This window comes from Paenibacillus sp. MER 99-2, assembly GCF_023714095.1.
GTDB lineage: Bacteria > Bacillota > Bacilli > Paenibacillales > Paenibacillaceae > Paenibacillus.
Genome location: NZ_JAMAUZ010000001.1, coordinates 1,720,478 through 1,739,428, shown reverse-complemented (window position 1 = coordinate 1,739,428; position 18,951 = coordinate 1,720,478). Strand labels below are relative to the sequence as shown.

The window sequence follows — 18,951 nt, the reverse complement described above, 5'->3', positions numbered from 1 at the left end:
TTTAGTACTTATTTTTATAAAGTATATATGTATTATATAGTCAACTCTTTAAGTTTGCAAATTTTGGAATTAAAAAAACCTCGAATAGCACGTAGCTATACAAGGTTTTATACATTTTTTGGTCACTTGTAGTCTATCACTAGCACGTACTCACTCGGCTTTTCGTCAAACCCATCCAAAAAAACCATAACTCCCCACAATCAGAACACTTTATAGATATTTCATTTCTTGATATAAATCCTCTGCTTCAACCTTACTCTTTCCACCAGATTAATTGAAGCATTGAATTACCTCCTTCATGAACCTTCACTTCGCGCTCTCCTGGAACTGCCGGATGTTCCTCAACAACAACGGGAAAAGGTGAACCAAGGAGATTGATCCCTATTAACAATACAAAGCTGATCACAATTATCCCAATCGTCGTAACAATAACTCTTTTCAATCGGCTCTCTCCTCATTCATGTATCTTACTTCATCGCCAAATATCTTGTCTGCAACGATATTTCCATCTTGATCAAAAGCTCTTATTGTCCAGTTCTCCTCGGTATACTCATCTAATACAAACAGTGCATACTGATCGTCAATCTCTTCAAGTTGGTAGTCATTCGGATGAGCTTTCACTTCTTCAAGGGAGAGCTCGTAAGATTGCGAAGACGAAACATCCTTCAGATGATTACCGACCGCTATGTATTCGATGTTGGATTCCCTGGGTGTTACTACCCCAACTATAAAGCGATTAGGATCACCTAGACTAGTAGCCTCAAACGGCTTGCCTTCCTCGACCGTACGACCATATGAGCTTCCATCAAAACGATGTAAGAAACCGAACTTCTTTTCAAGTTTGGCTATGCCAAAACTCTGGTCTTGATGATCTACAAATAATACCACTTGGCCGTAACCATGAATTTCTTTGGATTTTACAATCTGACCATCATGGGGCAATGCGTTGATTTCATTCACATGTAACCCTTGCATCGCGCCAAATCCTAATATAACAAGCAAACATAGACCAACTATAATTAAACTTTTTCGCAAAATGTCCCTCCGTCCCTCCTAATATTAACATAAATATACATCAGATGATTATAGACTGTTACCACTGTAGCTCTGTAATCCATAATGAAGGATGTATCATCACAAGATCGCGTAGTTATGGTATATTTATCCTTATATTTCCTATGCTGAATGAAAGTGTCATCTAAGTTGCAGGTCATCTATTTTGTCGTGCTGATGATCAACTTATTTCACTTAGCAAACCACGATAACGAGGAGGAACAACGAATGACTGTATCTGCAATCGACATCTTATTAACGCAAAAAGACAGCATATGGGATCAATGTAGTTGGATTGTACCTGTAGCCAAGGCACTGGAGGGGCTCACCGCTGAACAAGCTGCCTGGGTTCCGTCTTCAGGTGGACTGAGCATCTGGCAGCTGGTAAACCATATGCACTATTACAACCTTCGCATCTCGCAACGTATACAGGGCATTACCTCCGTTCCAGCCGCAGCAAGTAATGTCGCGACATTTGGTGATTCGGGAGATGCATCAGACGAGCAAGGATGGAATGACTTAGTGAAGAGCGTTACAGCACTTGCTGAACAATTACGAACCCAACTTGCAGCCTTGCAACAATCTCATCTAGATGCACAATACATGGATACCGAGGACACTTGGGGACTTGCCCTTAGCCGATGGATCATACATGATGCATATCATTCTGGACAGATTGTTCTTCTTCGCAGACAGCAAGGAAGCTGGAATATCATCTTCTGAAAAAAACACTTGAACTGCTAGCGCTTACAAGATTAAGATGAAATCATTGATGTTACAACTTGTTCAACATACTAAACAATTGAATAGGATCTTCGGGGTAGGGTGCAATTCCCAACCGGCGGTGATGTTCTTCGGAACCAGCCCGCGACTCGCTGACTGATATAGCTATCAGCGACTGACTTGGTGAGACTCCAAGGCCGACGGTACAGTCCGGATGAGAGAAGATCAACACATGTCATGCCGTTATACGGGAAGTCTTCTTCCCTAACGACATATGCATGGATGAGCCCCCGTTTATTTGGTGATTCACCAGAACGGGGGCTTTTGTCGATTTTGCCAACTGAAGATTCCGTGTTCTGACGAAGGAGTCCTGAATATGGAAAAGAATCAAACTGCCTCAACGATCTATCGGAAAGAACGAAGCAACACTGGATTTTGGCTTGTTGTGATTGGCGCTGCATTGTGGGGCGTAGATCCCTTGTTCCGAATTATTTTGCTTCAGACCATGACCTCGACTCAAATTGTACTTATTGAGCACATCATTGTCAGTCTAGTCGCCATTCCTGTCTTATGGAAATTCCGTGCAGACTTGAAAAATCTACGTGCTAGACACTGGATTGCTGTAATCTTCATTTCCTGGGGTGGATCAGCACTCGCAACGGTGTTGTTCACAATGGCGCTAACCAACAATGATCCCAATACCGTTCTCTTGTTGCAAAAAATGCAGCCATTGTTCGCTATTGTACTGGCTAAGCTACTTCTCAAAGAAACGCTGCCGCGTCGCTTTGGGGGACTATTCTTCATTGCACTTGCAGGAACTTATTTGCTCACGTTTGGATTCACACTCCCTCTTGGAAACTGGAATACCTGGGTTCATGCAGGGAGCCTTTTATCCTTGGGAGCTGCTGCTCTATGGGGCGGATCTACGGTAATGGGTCGATTGATGCTAGGTCAAGCAAGATATGAGACAGTCACTTCTCTGCGGTTCGTAGTTGCTCTGCCCCTGCTCTTCTTGATGACATGGCATGAAGGAGCCGCATGGACATTGCCTTCCGGAACAGGCGAACAAGCGGCTGTAGTGCTAAATATATTGGGTCAAGCTTTATTGCCTGGACTTCTGAGCCTGTTGTTATACTATAAAGGCTTGTCCTCTACAAAAGCCTCTGTGGCTACACTGGCAGAACTTAGCTTCCCAATGGCGGGTGTACTCGTTAACTGGATCGCTTTCCGTACGTTGATTACATGGGAACAGCTCGTTGGTTTTATCCTAATATGGATTGCACTCTTTGCCATTTCCAAACAGCAGGAGCGCTCATCAAGCGTTACTGATGCAGCCCCTAAGCTTCGTACAGAGTAATTCCTTACGCAGGATGCATCCCTAACATATACGTTAACTTCTCAAACGATATTATAAAAAAAGCACTGTCTATCCCAATGGATGAACAGTGCTTTTGTCTTTTCTGCAATCCGATGGTACGATGACATATGGAACACTGGATACCCACCTTAGAAAGGAACGATGCTTAATGTCTTCATTTTCATATACATCCTATGATGCTATTGGTTTAGCAGAGCTTGTACGCTCCCGTGAAGTATCACCGATCGAACTGCTCGAAGCAGCATATGCACGACTTGAAGAAGTGAACCCACAGCTTAATGCGGTAATTCGTACATATGAAGCACAAGCCCGTCAGGAAGCAAGCATGATTCGCCCAGGAGAACAACCATTTGCTGGTGTTCCCTTGCTACTTAAGGACATTTCTCAATCCCTAGAGGGTCAAATCTTAACTTCAGGCTCCCGTCTTCTGAAGGAGCACCGGGCGTTACGAAGTTCTAACTTTGTCTCTCGGCTGCGTGAAGCTGGTTTTATTATTATCGGACATACGAACACCCCAGAGTTTGGTCTGAAAAATATTACTGAGCCCCGTCTGCATGGACCTACACGCAATCCATGGAATACGAATCACTCTCCTGGTGGCTCAAGCGGAGGTGCCGCAGCCGCAGTAGCATCTGGAATTGTACCTCTTGCTGGTGCCAGTGACGGAGGAGGTTCAATCCGCATCCCTGCTTCCTTCAGCGGATTGTTCGGTCTGAAGCCGACCAGAGGACGTACTCCAGTAGGACCTGGTGTTGGTCGTCAATGGCAGGGAGCTTCTATTGATTTTGCATTATCCCGCACGGTTCGAGACAGCGCTGCGTTGCTGGATACGTTGCAAGTCATTCAACCTGAAGCTGCCTTCCATGCCCCTCTTTTCCCGGGCAGCTACTTGGCAGACCTCAATTATCCTCATCAACGCAAATTAAAAATTGCATATACCACTGATTCTCCAGTAGGCACTCCTGTAAGTGAGGAAGCGAAACAAGCCGTGTATAAGGTCGTTCGTTGGTTAGAAGAGCAAGGCCATGAGGTTGAAGAGAAATTAAGCCCAGTCAATGGTGTACGGTTAATGGAAAACTATTACATGATGAATAGCGGCGAAATGGCCGCGATGATCGCTTCTATGGAGCATGCTATGGGTAGAGAGCTAACGGCAGATGATATGGAGATTGAGTCTTGGGTTCTAGCTGAAGCAGGCAAAAAGGTATCTGCTGCTGAGTTTGTTCATAGTTTGGCTGAATGGGACGTTGCTGCGGCGCAAATGTCTACCCTCTTCACCCGTTATGACTTCTATGTTACGCCAGTCAATGCGTATCCTGCACCTCAGATCGGAGAGCTCACACCTCATGCCGAGCAGATCCAACATTTAATGCGTGTTAGCGAACTAGACAAGCTAGAACAGCAGCATATGATCTATAAAATGTTTGAACCTAGCCTCACATACACCCCTTATACGCAGCTTGCCAATTTAACCGGTCAGCCTGCGATGAGTGTGCCTGTTCATATGACGCCTGAAGGTTTGCCGATGGGTGTTCAGGTGATGGCAACCAAAGGACGTGAGGACTGGCTGTTACATCTTGCTGGACAGCTTGAAGCATCCGAGCTCTGGATTGGCATGAAGGGTAACCCATTATTTCCTTCCTAATTGCGTTTGTGCATGAAAGCGAAGTATGCTCCGCATACTGTAGTCAAAAGTATGCGGAGGTCAGTTTACGAATGAATCCAACCAAACAAGAGAACCCAGCTTATCCGGTTACAATTCCTGCAAAAACAGGCTATGCACTTATGGTTCGTAAGGGAGCATTAATTCGGATAACCGACCTCAAAGGACAACAGGTCGTTGACTTTGTAGCTTATGATGCACTTGACGCTAATCATCGCCTTGATCCCGGAGTAACCCTTGACGTGTTGTGCTCGTACCGGATCAAACCTGGGCAATCTCTATATTCTAATCGATACCAACCTATACTAACGATAACTAAGGATACTGTCGGAGTTCATGATTTCTTCAACTCCGCTTGTCGACCTGAAATGTATGAGGTGTTGTACGACAAGAAGGATCACGCCAGTTGTTATCATAATTTAAACATGGCACTCGCACCTTTTGGAATTTTACCACCAGATCAACATTATCCGTTTAACTTGTTTATGAATACGGTAGTGGATGATAAGGGAAACATCAATGTGGTCGCACCTGAGTCCCGTGCTGGTGATTATGTTGAAATGAAAGCTCTAACCGACCTCATTGTTGGTTTGTCAGCATGTCCATGCGAAGAGAGTTCATGCAATGGATACCATGCCACCCCTATTCAACTGGATATCGTGCCTGAATCGAACCTTTAAACATTCATTCTACATAGTTACATCTCTGTGTTGTTCTTTTTCATTCTTACGGAGAATACGATAACTTGTACCCTGCATCTCATCTCATGTCTTTGTGATGTAAGGTTCAATGGATCGATTTCGTCTACTGGGAGTGAATCAGATATGTCTGTATTACTGAGTTATGTAATTCTTGGAATATCCTTGTCGGCTCCAATCGGTCCCATTAACGCTGCACAATTGGATCGGGGAGCCCGGCACGGTTTTTTGCATGCATGGATTCTTGGTTTAGGTGCAATGTTCGCAGATTTAGTGTACATGTTGTTCATCTATTTTGGTGTCGCTCATTTCTTGGACACGCCATTATTAAGATCCTTTCTATGGTCTTTTGGTAGTTTTATTCTTCTGTATACGGGCGTGGAGACACTATCCAAACTGAAACAAAGCACAAAAAGCTACTCTCTCACAGAGGTTTCAATTAAAAAGTCCTTTATATCTGGATTTCTAATGGCTCTCTCCAATCCACTCAATATTTTATTTTGGCTTGGCATCTATGGATCTATTCTCGCAACTACAGCCAAACATGCCGATACGCCACATTTGTTGTTATACAGTCTGGGAATATTCATCGGCATTCTAATCTGGGACGTTATTATGGCCTGGATGGCAAGTCGGTTCCACAAGTTTAAGAATGAAGTCGTTTTGCGCTCTATCTCCATTTTGTCCGGTATTTGTCTGATTGGTTTTGGAGTATACTTCGGAGTTGAAGCGATCCGCTCCGTGTTTTTCTGAATAACTTCGACTGCGGGACAGTCACCCAATACCTCCTCCATTAATACTGTAATAGCATCACGTGGAATGGAGTTGGGAGTAGATGACGGAACTGTTCAGTGCCGATCAAATAAAGCATGGGTTTGAGCAATTACCGAATTGGCAGCAGGATGCTTATTTGAAGTTTTCAAATATGATCGCAGACGATGGAAACACGTACCCCTGTGTACCGGGAAGAGTTGGCTTTCTGTCCGGACATTTAAGGTTTGGTTTTGCACATGATCCACGTTCCCAAGAAGCGGTCGAAGACATAGCCCATCTGTTAGGTCAGTACGGAACAATCTCCAGAGATACAGGGCAATATGCTTCCTTAGTCATTATCTGTGACACACCAAAGGAGTTACTTGAACATACCTCAGTCGAACAGTACCAGTCTCTTTTCTGGGAATTACTCAGTCGGATTACTGCACAAGATGAATCTCCCTGGCCCGAACACATATCAACAGAACCGAATGATTCGACTTGGGAATTTTGCTTTGACGGGGAGCCCTATTTTTGCTTTTGTGCGACACCTGCTCATAAGCTCAGAGCGAGTCGGCATTTCCCATATTTCATGTTGGCTTTTCAGCCGCGTTGGGTGTTCGAATCCATTAATGACAGCACGCCTCTCGGTCGTAAAATGAAAACTCTTATCCGTAAACGTCTGACGGACTACGACGCTGTCCCAGCGCACCCTTCTCTGAAATGGTACGGTCAGGAAGGTAACCTGGAATGGAAACAATATTTCCTATCCGATGATGAACAAACACCTTCCAAGTGTCCATTTATGCGAATGAAGCAGGCCATGCACCGTTGGACAAAATAGCTCATAATGGTCGATTTTACCCCTTAAAGCTGATGAACAATAACTGATGTGCCTTCCCCATTAAAGATAATAAGTAAATAACCACAATACTACCCATCAGACCCATTCTGTTGGGTACTTTTATTATTTCTTCTTGAACTAAGTAAAAAATAAAATTTATATTTAGTTTACATAATATTTATGATGTTAATTTAAATCTTTCAGTCTTTGTTCTTATAAAAAAATTTGTGATTGTCAAGCTACAGAACACTATTCAAGTTCATTTTATAATCGCGTACTATTTCGCATCAGCATTTTGATCCGATAGATTCGTCCACACATTTGTCCTCTCTTTTTCATAGGATGTCTCATAGCATCTCCTGCTTCCAGGATGAATGTTTACTATGTTAAGGAGGTATATTATATGGATAACAAAAATGCTTCAATCTCCCAAATTATCTACCCCCGCTTAACCGTGTATAGTGAAGAGAATTTCAGAGGATTAAGAAGAGTCTACCGTGGCAACCTCGGCATAAGCGATATTGACTCAGTCCTGACAGGGATCGAGAGCCTGCGATTCTTCTCTACCAACCCGTTCGCTACTCTGGTTTTGTTCGATCGGTCTCGCTTCAGAGATAATTTCGTTGTACTGCGGGGTAACCGTAGCATTCGAGAATTGGATGATTTCCTGCGCAGAGGGGATGTTGAGTCGCTAATCGCATCGAATGAGCGGCTGACACTGGCTCAGATCCGTAGAATTAGACGTACAGGCAACTTGCCACCGGGCTACCGTCTGATTTGATATCAGAACCCCTTTCTAATAGATTTATCCAATCTGCTTATAATTGCGAAAATATCCACTCGCTCATCTTGAACTAGCAGATTAACTAGTCGTAATTAACATCACAACAAGCGAAAAAGGCAGTACGTTCCTTAAGAACGACTGCCTTTTCTCTATTAAACTAGTATGAAATTTCGCTTTAATGTATTTCCGCAAGTTATATACCACAGATTGTGAAGCACGAATGATTTTCGAAGCATTCGATTGCCCAAAAATCAATTTCCGCTAACAATTGTTTAGTACTTTCGGATTCAGATGAATCGGCCATTTGCTTCATCTGTTTCCATTCGACTTGGTTGACTTCAGTCGGACCGTAATAGTTAAAATTCACTAAACAATGCTTACATATCTTTACAAACTCAGTCTTATTAATTACTTCTTCTGTTAAATAAATGGAACTATCTAACCAGTGTGAGTCTTGAAGATGTCCCTGCATGAGTTCAAATACATCATGTCCCTGAAGCTCAACCTTCTTCAACGTTAACACTTGGCATCCTACTTTCCGTAGTAACTAGTTATTTCAAAGTTCGATGATACCAGTTCAAAGATCAACCTCTAGATATTTATTAAACTCCGCAGTGAACGTGATCGTAGTGCCTGGGGTATCCTTATGCTCGTCTTCAAGGCGTATGTCCCCATTCATCAGCTCTATGATCCGTTTACAGATTGCTAACCCAAGACCTGTTCCTTCTGTTTGTCGGGTAATGCTGTTATCCACTCGGTAAAATGGTAGAAACAGCTGGCTTCGCTTGTCCTGGGGTATTCCCGTCCCCGTATCCTGTATGCTGACTTGCATTTTAAGCTTGCTGCCATCGGCATTTAGAAGTACAACATTAATGCCTATGCTTCCTACAGGAGTGAATTTCACGGCATTTCCTAATAAATTCAGCAATACCTGTCTGAATCGACCATCATCTCCAACAACAATCTGTGGAATACGAGAATCTATGGATATATTCACTTGAAGATTTTTTTCCGAGATTGCGGTATGAAGGATATCCAACATTTCCTTGACGGATTCACGAGGATTGAAAGGCTCACTTAACAATTGATCGTAGCTTGATTCCAGCTTATTAAAATCTAAGATATCATTAACAATACGAAGCAGAGACTTTCCGCTACTTTGTATTGTGGTGACATACTCTCTCTGTTCAGCATTCAGTTCAGTAGCTGCTAATAACTCAGAGATGCCCAGCAAACCATTCATCGGTGTTCTAATCTCATGATTCATCGTTGTTATGAAATCACTTTTAACTTGGCTAGCCATTTCCACCGCTTCTTTTTCGATCTTTAGATGCTTTTGTTCATACAACAATTGACTTTGAACCGATAACGACGGGAAAATCACGTCGTCCGAAGCACGATAGTGATACAGAGGGGATTTTATAAACTCCATATCTGTCATCATGTATTCATGCTCTCTCATTAATTTAAGCTGTAATGAGGAAGAGATCATCTCCGTATTATAGGCGCAAACCGACAACATTCCATTATCCCGAACAACACAGGTGGTTTGCCGTTCATAAGTGACTAGATTTTCTAGAATCTGCTTTTCCGGGTGATCTCCCCATGTCATCACATTCGCCCAAGTGCGTATAGGCTTGTTTTGTTCCTGAATGAAGCCCATGATATCTTCAAAATGTGCAAGAATATGTTGGAACTCAAAGTTACCATGTTCTCCATAGTATTCTGTATTGTTAGCATAATGAAGATATTGAAGCTGATCATGAGATATACTGTCTTTAAGCTTTTGCAAAATCTTATCGTATGTGACAGCTTCCTCAATAAGTAATATATGATGACCTTGATCGATCCCCGTTACGATATAAGATACAGCATTATCAACATAACTATTGAAATCCTCGAAAAAATAAATAATATGTCCTCCGTTCGTGACCTCAGTCAACGAATTCAAAGGAATGGCTTGTTTGCTCATATAAGGACTCCTTAACGCTTGTCTGTACTATATACTACTATAGAGGATAAAACGACACGCGTCACTCCATTATATGTAATCTAAGTGAAATCATTTTATCTAAACCCGTTAGCCCGCTTGACTTGATGAACAATTTTCCTACCTATAAGCCAACGTGTGAAAACAAAAAAAGATAGTGCAATGAACAACTAATGCTCATCGTACTATCTTCTGCTCACGTTCTATTTCTTCAGTACCCATACCCCATAAGGTTCCATTGTAACTGTCCCCTGAAGCTGGCTGCCTTGAAGCAACTCTTCTGTAGGTACATGAAGTTTAATCTCGGCTGCTTCACTACTGTAGTTCAGTAAGAATACGAGTTCTTCATGATCATCAGCACGAATAGCGACCTCAACCGTTTCAGGCACCTCGCACCAGTCCTTAAGTGGAGATGTAATCTGAAGCTGGCTTAACAACTCAGCTGCTACGGACAGATCAAAGGCTGCTCCCCAATAATAAACCTTGCCTTCACCAACACGATTAACCGTTAATGCCGGTTTACCTTTATAATAACTGGATGCATATGTGCCGAGCACTTCAACCGTATCTGCATGTACCCGCAGAATATCATTGAAGCTTGGAGCATTAAACAGGTTCGTATGTTGGCTCAGTTGCACGCTTACTGGACTAGCTGTGCCATTAACCATTGTAAAATCCTCAACCTGAATGCCACTGAGTTCTGCAACTGGACCTGGCAGCGGCTGCATACGGCAGTGACCAGACTCATTTTTGTACCCTGTCCGGCAGCCGAATACAACTGACCCACCATTCTCTACATATTTCTGAAGCATCTCGGCTGTATCTTCTCGTAAAATGGCAGGATGAGGATAAATTAATACTTGGTATTTCGCAAGATCCTGCAGTTGTTTCGTTTCACCCCCAGGACGAATGGTCACTACGTCTGTTGGGATATGTGCATATTGAAGCGCTTTAAACCAGCTTAGCTCACTTGGTCTGTTTAGTGAGCCGTGCCATTGATCCAGCTCGCCATCCCATTCGTTATCGTAATCACGCAACATGGCTACTTGCGCAACATAACGTTTGCCAACAATACGTTCTCCCACCTTCTGCAATTCCTTACCCACAGTCGCCGCTTCTGCAACCCGACGATTCGGCTGATTATGATAGTCATTAATTCCATGCCAGTAGATTTCGGTACCCACGGTAGCTGTTCTCCAGCGGAAGTACAGTATCATATCAGCACCATGAGCAATGCTCTGATACGTCCACAAACGCATTTGCCCCGGATGTGGGGATGGCATCTGCATTCGATTCACCCAACCGCCAGGTCCCGACTGCTGCTCCAACACAGCAAAATTCGGCGATATATCTCTGACATTGCTCAAGGACAAGCTCCATTTCCGATCAAGCAACGGCTGTTCTCCCGAATCCGGATAAATAGTGCTAAATTGCGGATAGGAATCATAAGACATGAAGTCCAGAATCTCATCTGACATGCTGTGGTTATCAAGATGTCCGAATATGCCATTAGTAGTAACCCATTGATTAGGTGCTTCTGCTCTTAGAATGTCACCTTGGAGCTTCGCGAATGAAATCGTGTTATCCGAAATAAAGCGTTTCTCGTCCAATGCCTGATGTGGATTAGGTGAATCGGATACCGTTGGACGAGTGAGGTGCACTTGCTCCCATTGATCATACGTCTGATTCCAAAAGACAGTGCCCCACGCTTGATTCAGGCTATCCAACGTACCATATTTTTGTTGCAACCAGCGCCGAAATGCAAGGTGATCCGCTTCGGCATAAAATACGTTTGTCTCACAATTCAGTTCATTATCGATCTGCCATCCGATAATCGCAGGATGATCCTTGTAATGTTGAGCCATCTCTCTTGTAATGCGCGCGCAGAGCTCCATATATATTGGACTACTATAATTGTAGTGTCTACGCTGGCCGTGATGGTATGTAATGCCTTCCATTGAGACGTTCAACACTTCAGGATACTTATGTGTAAGCCATGCTGGTGGCGTGGCTGTTGGTGTTCCCATAATCACCTTCATGTCCCATGTAATCGCTTGCTCAAGGAAGCGGTCGAAGAATTCGAAATTGAATTGCCCTTCCTGTGGTTCAAAAATGGACCATGCAAACTCTCCGATGCGGATCAGATCAAAGTCCATTTCCTTCATTCTTTTTAAATCATCTGCCCATAATGATTCGTCCCAATGCTCAGGATAGTAACAAGCTCCCATATAAAAACGTTTTAGATCCAATGCATTTCGCATAATTCCAGTCTCCCTTAACCAGGTTGCTTTATTTGTTATCAAACTATATTCATTACCACACCTTATTTAATATTAAGGTATTCTATCCAGATTTCAAGGCATTTGCTCACGAAATACTCCTGTGTATTCATTAACCTATAGTTATTCGGGTTGCGTGGTTAGCAAGCGTTCCTTGTAATCCGTAGGGCTGACGCCTGTATATTCCTTAAATACTTTCGAGAAATAATGCTGATCACTGAACGATAACAGCTCCGATAATTCCTTGAATTTCATGTCGGGTTGGCTGGCCATCAATCTGCAAGCTTCTTGAATTCGAAGTTCGGTATAATACTGAACGAAAGTACGTTGTGTGACCTGTTTGATTACCCTGCTGATATATGAGGGACTGACGTGAAATTTCATTGAAAGATCGCTGATCGATAACGAGACATAACGATTTGTTTTGACATATTCATCAATCTGCTCAAATAGCAGCTCCCCACTCTTCCGACCTTGCGATTGCAGCATGTCGAAGCATTGGGCTGTCCATTCAAGTAGCTCATGTCCAAAGTCCGCATAAGTCTTCAACTCATATAATTGTTTGGCTCTAAGCTCCAATGCTAATCGCATGCCTGAACCTCGTTCCTCATAGAGATGTGCGAAGGTATCGACCACAAGTCCTACAAAACGCTCAACCTCCGTCCAATGTGCATTCTCTTCAGTCCATCGATTCATCAGCTCGGTCAGCTTGAGCGCAAATGCTTCCTTCCGACAACCTTGTATCATGTGCACAAAAGTAGATTCCAACGAAGAATCCAGACCATTTGTTTCTGATCTTGCTATCGAGACAGGATTTCCCGTATCCAGCACCAGTCCATGCTTTAATCGCTGCTGGGTCGTTAGAACTGAAGTGATCCGGTAATAGAGCTCAGATAACTGATCCGAATCAGCGGACATCAACTGACCTCCAATCATTCCATTCATCCCCGCTTCGAGCAGATGCCGCCGCAATGATTCGAGACATTCGTGCATGGAAGAATACCAATCCAACGCTCCTCTGTTTGCCATAATAATATATTGATGTGGGGTCTGCGTTAGCAATACGCGACATGGCTGAGCATGGAAAAACTCTGCTAGACTTTGCTTCAACGTCTCCAAACTCCAGCGATCCTTCCCCTGACTGAAAGGCTGCTTCCGTAGAATAATCATCATATGTGAGTATAGCGGGAATTCCTCACCAAACGTAAGTTCAGCATAACATTCAGGGTCAACGATCTCCTGCAATTCTTGCAAGCTTCTGGATATAACTCGATCAAGCTGCTCCACAATCCTTCCCATCACTTCCTCCAAAGCCTCTCGCTCCACAGGTTTCAATAAATAGTCAAACACCTGCAGGTTCAATGCTTTGCGTGTATATTCAAAATCACTATAACCGCTGATCAGCACTACCTTGAGATAGGGGTTCGTAAGCTTGGCTTGTTCAATTAACGTTAAGCCATCCATCTTAGGCATTCTGATATCCGTTAACAACAGATGAATTGGTTCCTGCCGAATGATTGCCAGTGCCTCCTCTCCGTTAGTTGCCGTAGCCGTTACTCGAAGCGGCAAATTCAATGTATCCAAATGTGATCTGATATTACGCAATATCGGTTTACTATCCTCGACAATCATGACATTATACATGGTTATCTGCCCTCCCCATTTAATAAAAATCCTCGGTTAACGAGCCGATGATTTGAATCGTTGCTCCTTTTGCTCCATGGCCTTGATTATTGAATATATTAAAAAATAGCCGGTTGCTATACATCAGTTTGAGCCGATTAACGCTGTTGACAATCCCCATATTGCCCAGTGCCGTCTCTTGATTGTTCATCATGTTTGCCCCTGAGCGGGAATGCTGAATATTCGCTAGAATCTCTTGAATCTTCTCAGCAGAAAAGCCCTCTCCATTGTCTCTAATCTCAAGCGCCCATAATCCGTTATATTGCTTCACGGTAATCTGGATATGCCACGGCGGAGATGTATTGCAAAATGCATGTTCAATGCAATTCTCTACAAAAGGCTGAATCACCAGGCGTGGTAAACGAACTTCCTTCGCTAATGGATCTGCATGGATATCCCATTCCAGATCGTCTTCATATTTTTGCTGCACAAGTGATAGATAATGTCTCGTATGCTCAAGCTCTTCAGATAAAGTCACATGCGCGTAAGGAGAAGAAACGATATAACGTAGGCTCTCCGAGAGATGCTTGCACATATCCGACACCACTTTGGTTTTGCCCTCTTGAGCAGCAATGCTGATCAAATAAAGAACATTATGGATAAAGTGAGGCGCTATCTGAGCCTGTAGTGCTGAATTTCTTGCTTTTACCTCTTCATGCAACGCCGTTTTCTCCCGATCGATAGATTGTTGCAGTCGTTCCATTAGATCCTGGAATGCTTCGTTCAGCAATAAGAGATCATTGTTTTTCGGCCGATCATCGACCTTCAGGTTGAGATTACTGTAATTAATACGCCAAATCTGACTGCGAAGTTTACGGATCGGAAGCAACAGATTACGAGTAGATAAGTAAATATAGACGAAAGAAATGAGCATGAGTGCTGTAATCAACAAAATGGAAATCGTCTGAACCTTCTGGATCGAGCCTAACACCGACTTGCTAGGCGTAACGATATACGTAACCCATCCGGTACTAGAAGATGTGGAGTAGGTAACGTAATTGTTATGTTCATCGACTTCCAGACCTTCCTCCAATGGAGGTATCGTCCATTGCTTCGCTTTTATGCCAAGATCAGTACCTGTCATCTGCTCTCCCTGTTGGTTCAAAATATAAACTTCGCCGGCTGTAATTCCTTCGGTCAGGTTCTGAATTACCATTTGATCCATCTGGATGGATAGATAACCGTACACTTTACCATTCTGATCATTCACCGTCCGAACAAAAGATATGATATCTCCTTGCCGGAGCAGAATAAAACCGTTTCCTGCCCATTCTCGCCCAACCTTACTATCTCCCAACAATGTGTGAATAGAAACGGGTGGTTGACCTGCTCCTAAATACGAAGTAAGAAGTATACCTTGCTTGTCATAAATGGACATATCCTTAATATTCATGCTTGGTCCAATCGCTTGGAAAATAATGTCCTTCAGCTTGCGAATTTGTTTTAACCGCTCGTAATCACTATGTGCAGAAGAACTCTTGTCCATCGTGGTAAAGATGTCTTTGCTCGACAAAAGCCGCTGGGAGAGCTGGTTCTGTTGATCCAAGTATAGATCTACTTGTTCTCTCACTTTTGTTGTAGTCACTAGTGTATCCTGCACTGTTTTTTGTTTGAGCGGACGAATAACGACGACATTGACGTACACGAGAAAACAACATAAAACAAACAAAAGTAATGCCAAAAAGGTCAAAAAAACCTTGGTTTGTAAACTGAATTGCGTGGATCTATGTATGAGTTTCGTCATTTTCATAGGGAGTCTCCTTTCGCATCAAGATGTCTATTCTATTAGTCATCCATAACTGTATCATGGGATTATATGAAATGATAGCGATTTCAAGTTCAGGATATTACACATCAACCTTCAAGCACAGACATGTACCTTGGATGAGGAAAAATTTATAATCGGGAATGTAAACGGATTCAATCACATGTTATAGAGGGGGATTCACATTGAAGATACTTAAACAAAAAAAGGTTGCTACGGTGGTGCTCGCTAGTCTACTAACCATCTCATTAACAGCTTGTGGTGCAGGTGATTCCAGCACTGGCAGTTCGACAGGCGGGGACAATAAATCCAAGGTCACATTGGAATTAGCCATTTCTAAGAGTTCTCAGGATTCAGCTTTTATTCAGCAAGATATCCTCGATGAGTTCGAGAAGCAGACTAATGTAAAGGTCAATCTGCAGTTAATTCCTGCCGAGCAGACAACTACTGTACTTCAGACGAAGCTTGCGGTAGACGAAACGCCTGATATCATCCAGTACAATCTTGCCAGTGCAGTTACGGATCTCAACCTTGAACGTAACTTTGAGATTCTGGATGACGAACCTTGGGCGAGTCGTATTGTGAATAAGGACGTACTTTCGGCTGGTGGTCACATTTACAGTTTCCATGTCAGCCAAGATACGGGGATGCAAGGCGTCGTTTATAACAAACAGATTTTTGAAGAACTCGGTTTAACGATCCCAACCAACTATGAGCAGTTTTTGGCGGTCTGCGAGAAGATCAAAGCTAGCGGCATAACGCCAGTATTCATGCCTTACAAAGATGCATGGGCAGCGAACATCTGGCCTGCTGCCGCGTTTGCGGATTTTGTAGCGAAGAATGAACCGACATTTTTTGATGACCTGAATAGTAACAAGAAGAAGTGGTCTGACGTTCCAGAATTCAAGACATTCTTGGAACAGCAGTACGAAGTGTACACCAAAGGGTACACCAACACCGATGTGCTCAGTGACAGCTATGATATGGCCGTGGGTAAATTCCTGAACAAAGAAGTGGCCATGATGTTTATGGGTGATTGGTTGATTGAAGGTGTTGCCGAGCAGGATCCAAGTATGGAGCTGGGTGTATTCCCTATTCCGTCGACTGAGGAGGCAAGTCTGGGGGCAAGTCCACTCGGTGGACAGTTGTTTATTCCGAAGAAATCCAAGCATCTGGAAGAGGCCAAACAGTTCCTCGACTTTATCGCTTCTAAGGATGTAGCCCAACGGATTGTAGATTCCAAAGGCTATGTATCGAACTTCAATGATGTGACAACGCCGGAGCTGCCGGCATACAAACAAGATATCGTAGACAACTATATTACGCCGAAGAAAACAGTCCTGACGACAGATGCATTCATGTTAGTGGATCGCAGCGAACTGTACCGTTTGTTACAGGATCAATTCGCAGGTGGTTTAACGCCGGAAGAAGTATTGAAATCCTGGGATGAGAAATTCAGCCAATTGATGCAGGATAAAGGTGTAGCTGGATTCTAAGGAAAACATCATTGTTGAAATACAGGGCAGTATGACTTGGTCGAATGAAATCGATTATAAGTTATACTGCCTGCTATAACGGAGCGTGAGATATGAAAAGAACCAAAAACCTATATTCGTACTACATGATATTTCCCGCACTGATCATCTACTCTGTCTTTTTCGTGGTGCCTGCCATTGCGGGATTCTATTATTCCTTCACGGACTGGCGACTGGATCGACTGGAGCTAACCTTCATCGGGTGGGATAACTTCAAGAAAATTTTCTCGGACAAAACGCTTATATTAGCTCTGCAAAATACGGCGATATTTGCCCTCGTTACAGTAGTCGGCAAAAACGTTATCGGATTACTGCTCGCTGTGGGACTTAATATGCGATTGCGAACCAAAAACCTGCTGCGCGCCATCTTCTACTCCCCTTCCATACTTAGCATACTTGTAATCAGCATACTGTTTACACCTATGCTTCGCACCGAAGGTACAATTAATCAGATGCTGGAAGCTGTCGGGCTACACTCATTAAGCCAAGCCTGGCTAACCAACCCCTCCATTGTGATCTGGACGATTGCCATCGTCTCAATCTGGCAGAGCGCCGGATTCCAGATGGCCATCTATCTGGCTGGTCTACAGTCTATTTCGCAGGAATATTACGAGGCTGCCAAGATCGATGGTGCAAGCTCATGGAGAAGTTTTTTCAAAATTACACTGCCACTTCTGCTACCAGCGATTAACATTAACCTGATGCTAACGTTGATTGGTGGACTGAAAGTGTTCTCCGAGGTATACGTCATGACAGGCGGCGGACCAGGTAATGCATCACAGGTTGTAGGTACGATCATTCTACGTTCCTTCGGTGAAGGTAACTGGGGTCTGGGTACCGCAGTGAACACGCTACTGTTCGTAGTTGTCACCATTATCGCTATACCGCTATTGATTTTCATGCGGCGTAAGGAGGTTACGGAATAAGATGGGCTATACACGCAAACTTGCTATCCGCAATTATATCGTGGAAGGGTTCCTCATTCTGGCCTCCCTGATCGTATTGTTGCCGCTTGTCATCCTGATTCTTGGATCATTCAAAACCAGTGCAGAGGTGCTCAGCTTCTCTCTACGGTTGCCTGACACATGGCAGTTCTCGAACTATGTTCGGGTTTTCCAAGAAGGTGGTCTATCCCGGGCATTTCTCAACAGCATCTGGATTACAGGTATATCGTCTATCATCAACATCGTTGCCTCTTCAGCAGCAGCGTTCATTCTAGCTCGTCGGGAAACGAAATTATCAGGCACGATCTATATGTATTTCTTCATGGGGCTGATTGCTCCAATGTCGATCATCACAACGATTCGCGTGGTGCAGGGCTTAGGCTTCTATGGCAGTATCACAAGCGTTATTCTGATCTATGCTGCGCTCAATACAGCCTTTAGTGTCTTCTTGTACAGTGGCTTCATCAAAACGATTCCAAGAGCGCTGGACGAGGTAGCATTTCTGGAAGGCGCAAGTGTGTTCGGTGTGTTCTTCCGCATTGTCACGCCGTTGATCTTACCTGTTAATGCAACGGTTGCCATTATGGTATTTATGTCGGTGTGGAATGATATCACCATTCCTGTATACTTCCTGACAGACAGTTCAACGTGGACGATGCCGCTATCCATTTATAACTTTTACGGCAAGTACAGCCGGGATTGGAATTTAATTTTTGCCAACCTTGTGCTTACTTCACTACCTGTATTTATATTGTATCTATTTGGTCAGAAGTATATTGTCAGCGGATTGACGGCTGGTGCAGTCAAAGGTTGAGTTGAACGTCATCAAGCATCAAGACCATTTGTTCCTTCTATCATG

16 protein-coding genes and 1 riboswitch are annotated in these 18,951 nt (G+C 43.5%); of the genes, 10 read left to right on the top strand and 6 right to left on the bottom strand.

The genetic code is table 11. The features are described 5' to 3' along the window. Nucleotides 1-253: 253 nt before the first annotated feature. Both M3636_RS07850 and M3636_RS07845 read right to left on the bottom strand, forming a co-directional pair. On the bottom strand, nucleotides 254-442 hold the full coding sequence (locus M3636_RS07850) for a hypothetical protein (protein WP_251381958.1): 189 nt from the start codon (nucleotides 440-442) through the stop codon (nucleotides 254-256). Next, on the bottom strand, nucleotides 439-1,035 hold the full coding sequence (locus M3636_RS07845; protein ID WP_128102108.1) for a hypothetical protein: 597 nt from the start codon (nucleotides 1,033-1,035) through the stop codon (nucleotides 439-441). The genes M3636_RS07850 and M3636_RS07845 overlap by 4 nt, the downstream gene beginning before the upstream one ends. A 246-nt stretch (nucleotides 1,036-1,281) precedes the next feature. Between M3636_RS07845 and M3636_RS07840 the strand changes: the two genes are divergently transcribed. The 7 genes from M3636_RS07840 to M3636_RS07810 all read left to right on the top strand — a co-directional run bounded on the left by M3636_RS07840 (nucleotide 1,282) and on the right by M3636_RS07810 (nucleotide 7,893). Next, the gene (locus tag M3636_RS07840) at nucleotides 1,282-1,776 is read left to right on the top strand and encodes a DinB family protein (protein WP_128102107.1); all 495 of its coding nucleotides are present in this window, start codon (nucleotides 1,282-1,284) and stop codon (nucleotides 1,774-1,776) included. A gap of 84 nt (nucleotides 1,777-1,860) precedes the next feature. Further along, a riboswitch (FMN riboswitch) is annotated at nucleotides 1,861-2,006 on the top strand. A 146-nt stretch (nucleotides 2,007-2,152) separates the two neighbouring features. Next, nucleotides 2,153-3,133, top strand: a complete 981-nt coding sequence (locus M3636_RS07835) for a DMT family transporter (protein ID WP_128102106.1) — start codon at nucleotides 2,153-2,155, stop codon at nucleotides 3,131-3,133. A gap of 169 nt (nucleotides 3,134-3,302) precedes the next feature. Next, nucleotides 3,303-4,799 (top strand): amidase, encoded by a 1,497-nt coding sequence (locus tag M3636_RS07830; RefSeq protein WP_251381956.1) that lies wholly within the window; start codon nucleotides 3,303-3,305, stop codon nucleotides 4,797-4,799. Between the two features lie 71 nt (nucleotides 4,800-4,870). Then, entirely contained in the window at nucleotides 4,871-5,497 is a 627-nt protein-coding gene (locus tag M3636_RS07825) for a DUF1989 domain-containing protein (protein WP_128102105.1), read from the top strand. Nucleotides 5,498-5,641: 144 nt separating this feature from the next. Continuing rightward, the gene (locus M3636_RS07820; RefSeq protein WP_251381954.1) at nucleotides 5,642-6,268 is read left to right on the top strand and encodes a LysE family transporter; all 627 of its coding nucleotides are present in this window, start codon (nucleotides 5,642-5,644) and stop codon (nucleotides 6,266-6,268) included. Nucleotides 6,269-6,350: 82 nt separating this feature from the next. Then, nucleotides 6,351-7,112 (top strand): YqcI/YcgG family protein, encoded by a 762-nt coding sequence (locus M3636_RS07815; RefSeq protein WP_128102104.1) that lies wholly within the window; start codon nucleotides 6,351-6,353, stop codon nucleotides 7,110-7,112. Nucleotides 7,113-7,515: 403 nt separating this feature from the next. Then, nucleotides 7,516-7,893 (top strand): hypothetical protein, encoded by a 378-nt coding sequence (locus tag M3636_RS07810; protein ID WP_145411196.1) that lies wholly within the window; start codon nucleotides 7,516-7,518, stop codon nucleotides 7,891-7,893. Between the two features lie 580 nt (nucleotides 7,894-8,473). Here the strand turns inward: M3636_RS07810 and M3636_RS07805 are convergent. The 4 genes from M3636_RS07805 to M3636_RS07790 form a co-directional block, all read right to left on the bottom strand. Beyond that, complete coding sequence (locus M3636_RS07805; protein ID WP_251381952.1) at nucleotides 8,474-9,868, bottom strand: ATP-binding protein; 1,395 nt, start codon at nucleotides 9,866-9,868, stop codon at nucleotides 8,474-8,476. Nucleotides 9,869-10,089: 221 nt separating this feature from the next. After that, the gene (locus M3636_RS07800) at nucleotides 10,090-12,147 is read right to left on the bottom strand and encodes a beta-galactosidase (protein WP_251381950.1); all 2,058 of its coding nucleotides are present in this window, start codon (nucleotides 12,145-12,147) and stop codon (nucleotides 10,090-10,092) included. Between the two features lie 141 nt (nucleotides 12,148-12,288). Beyond that, on the bottom strand, nucleotides 12,289-13,809 hold the full coding sequence (locus M3636_RS07795) for a response regulator (RefSeq protein WP_251381948.1): 1,521 nt from the start codon (nucleotides 13,807-13,809) through the stop codon (nucleotides 12,289-12,291). 19 nt (nucleotides 13,810-13,828) lie between these two features. Then, nucleotides 13,829-15,598, bottom strand: a complete 1,770-nt coding sequence (locus tag M3636_RS07790) for a sensor histidine kinase (RefSeq protein ID WP_353056270.1) — start codon at nucleotides 15,596-15,598, stop codon at nucleotides 13,829-13,831. 200 nt (nucleotides 15,599-15,798) lie between these two features. On the opposite strand from M3636_RS07790, the gene M3636_RS07785 reads away from it, so the two are divergent. From M3636_RS07785 to M3636_RS07775, 3 genes are all read left to right on the top strand, one after another. After that, complete coding sequence (locus M3636_RS07785) at nucleotides 15,799-17,109, top strand: ABC transporter substrate-binding protein (RefSeq protein ID WP_251381946.1); 1,311 nt, start codon at nucleotides 15,799-15,801, stop codon at nucleotides 17,107-17,109. A 92-nt stretch (nucleotides 17,110-17,201) separates the two neighbouring features. Then, entirely contained in the window at nucleotides 17,202-18,074 is an 873-nt protein-coding gene (locus M3636_RS07780; RefSeq protein ID WP_128102098.1) for a carbohydrate ABC transporter permease, read from the top strand. 1 nt (nucleotide 18,075) lies between these two features. After that, nucleotides 18,076-18,906, top strand: coding sequence for a carbohydrate ABC transporter permease (locus tag M3636_RS07775; protein ID WP_128102097.1), 831 nt, complete (start codon nucleotides 18,076-18,078; stop codon nucleotides 18,904-18,906). The last annotated feature ends 45 nt before the right edge of the window (nucleotides 18,907-18,951 follow it).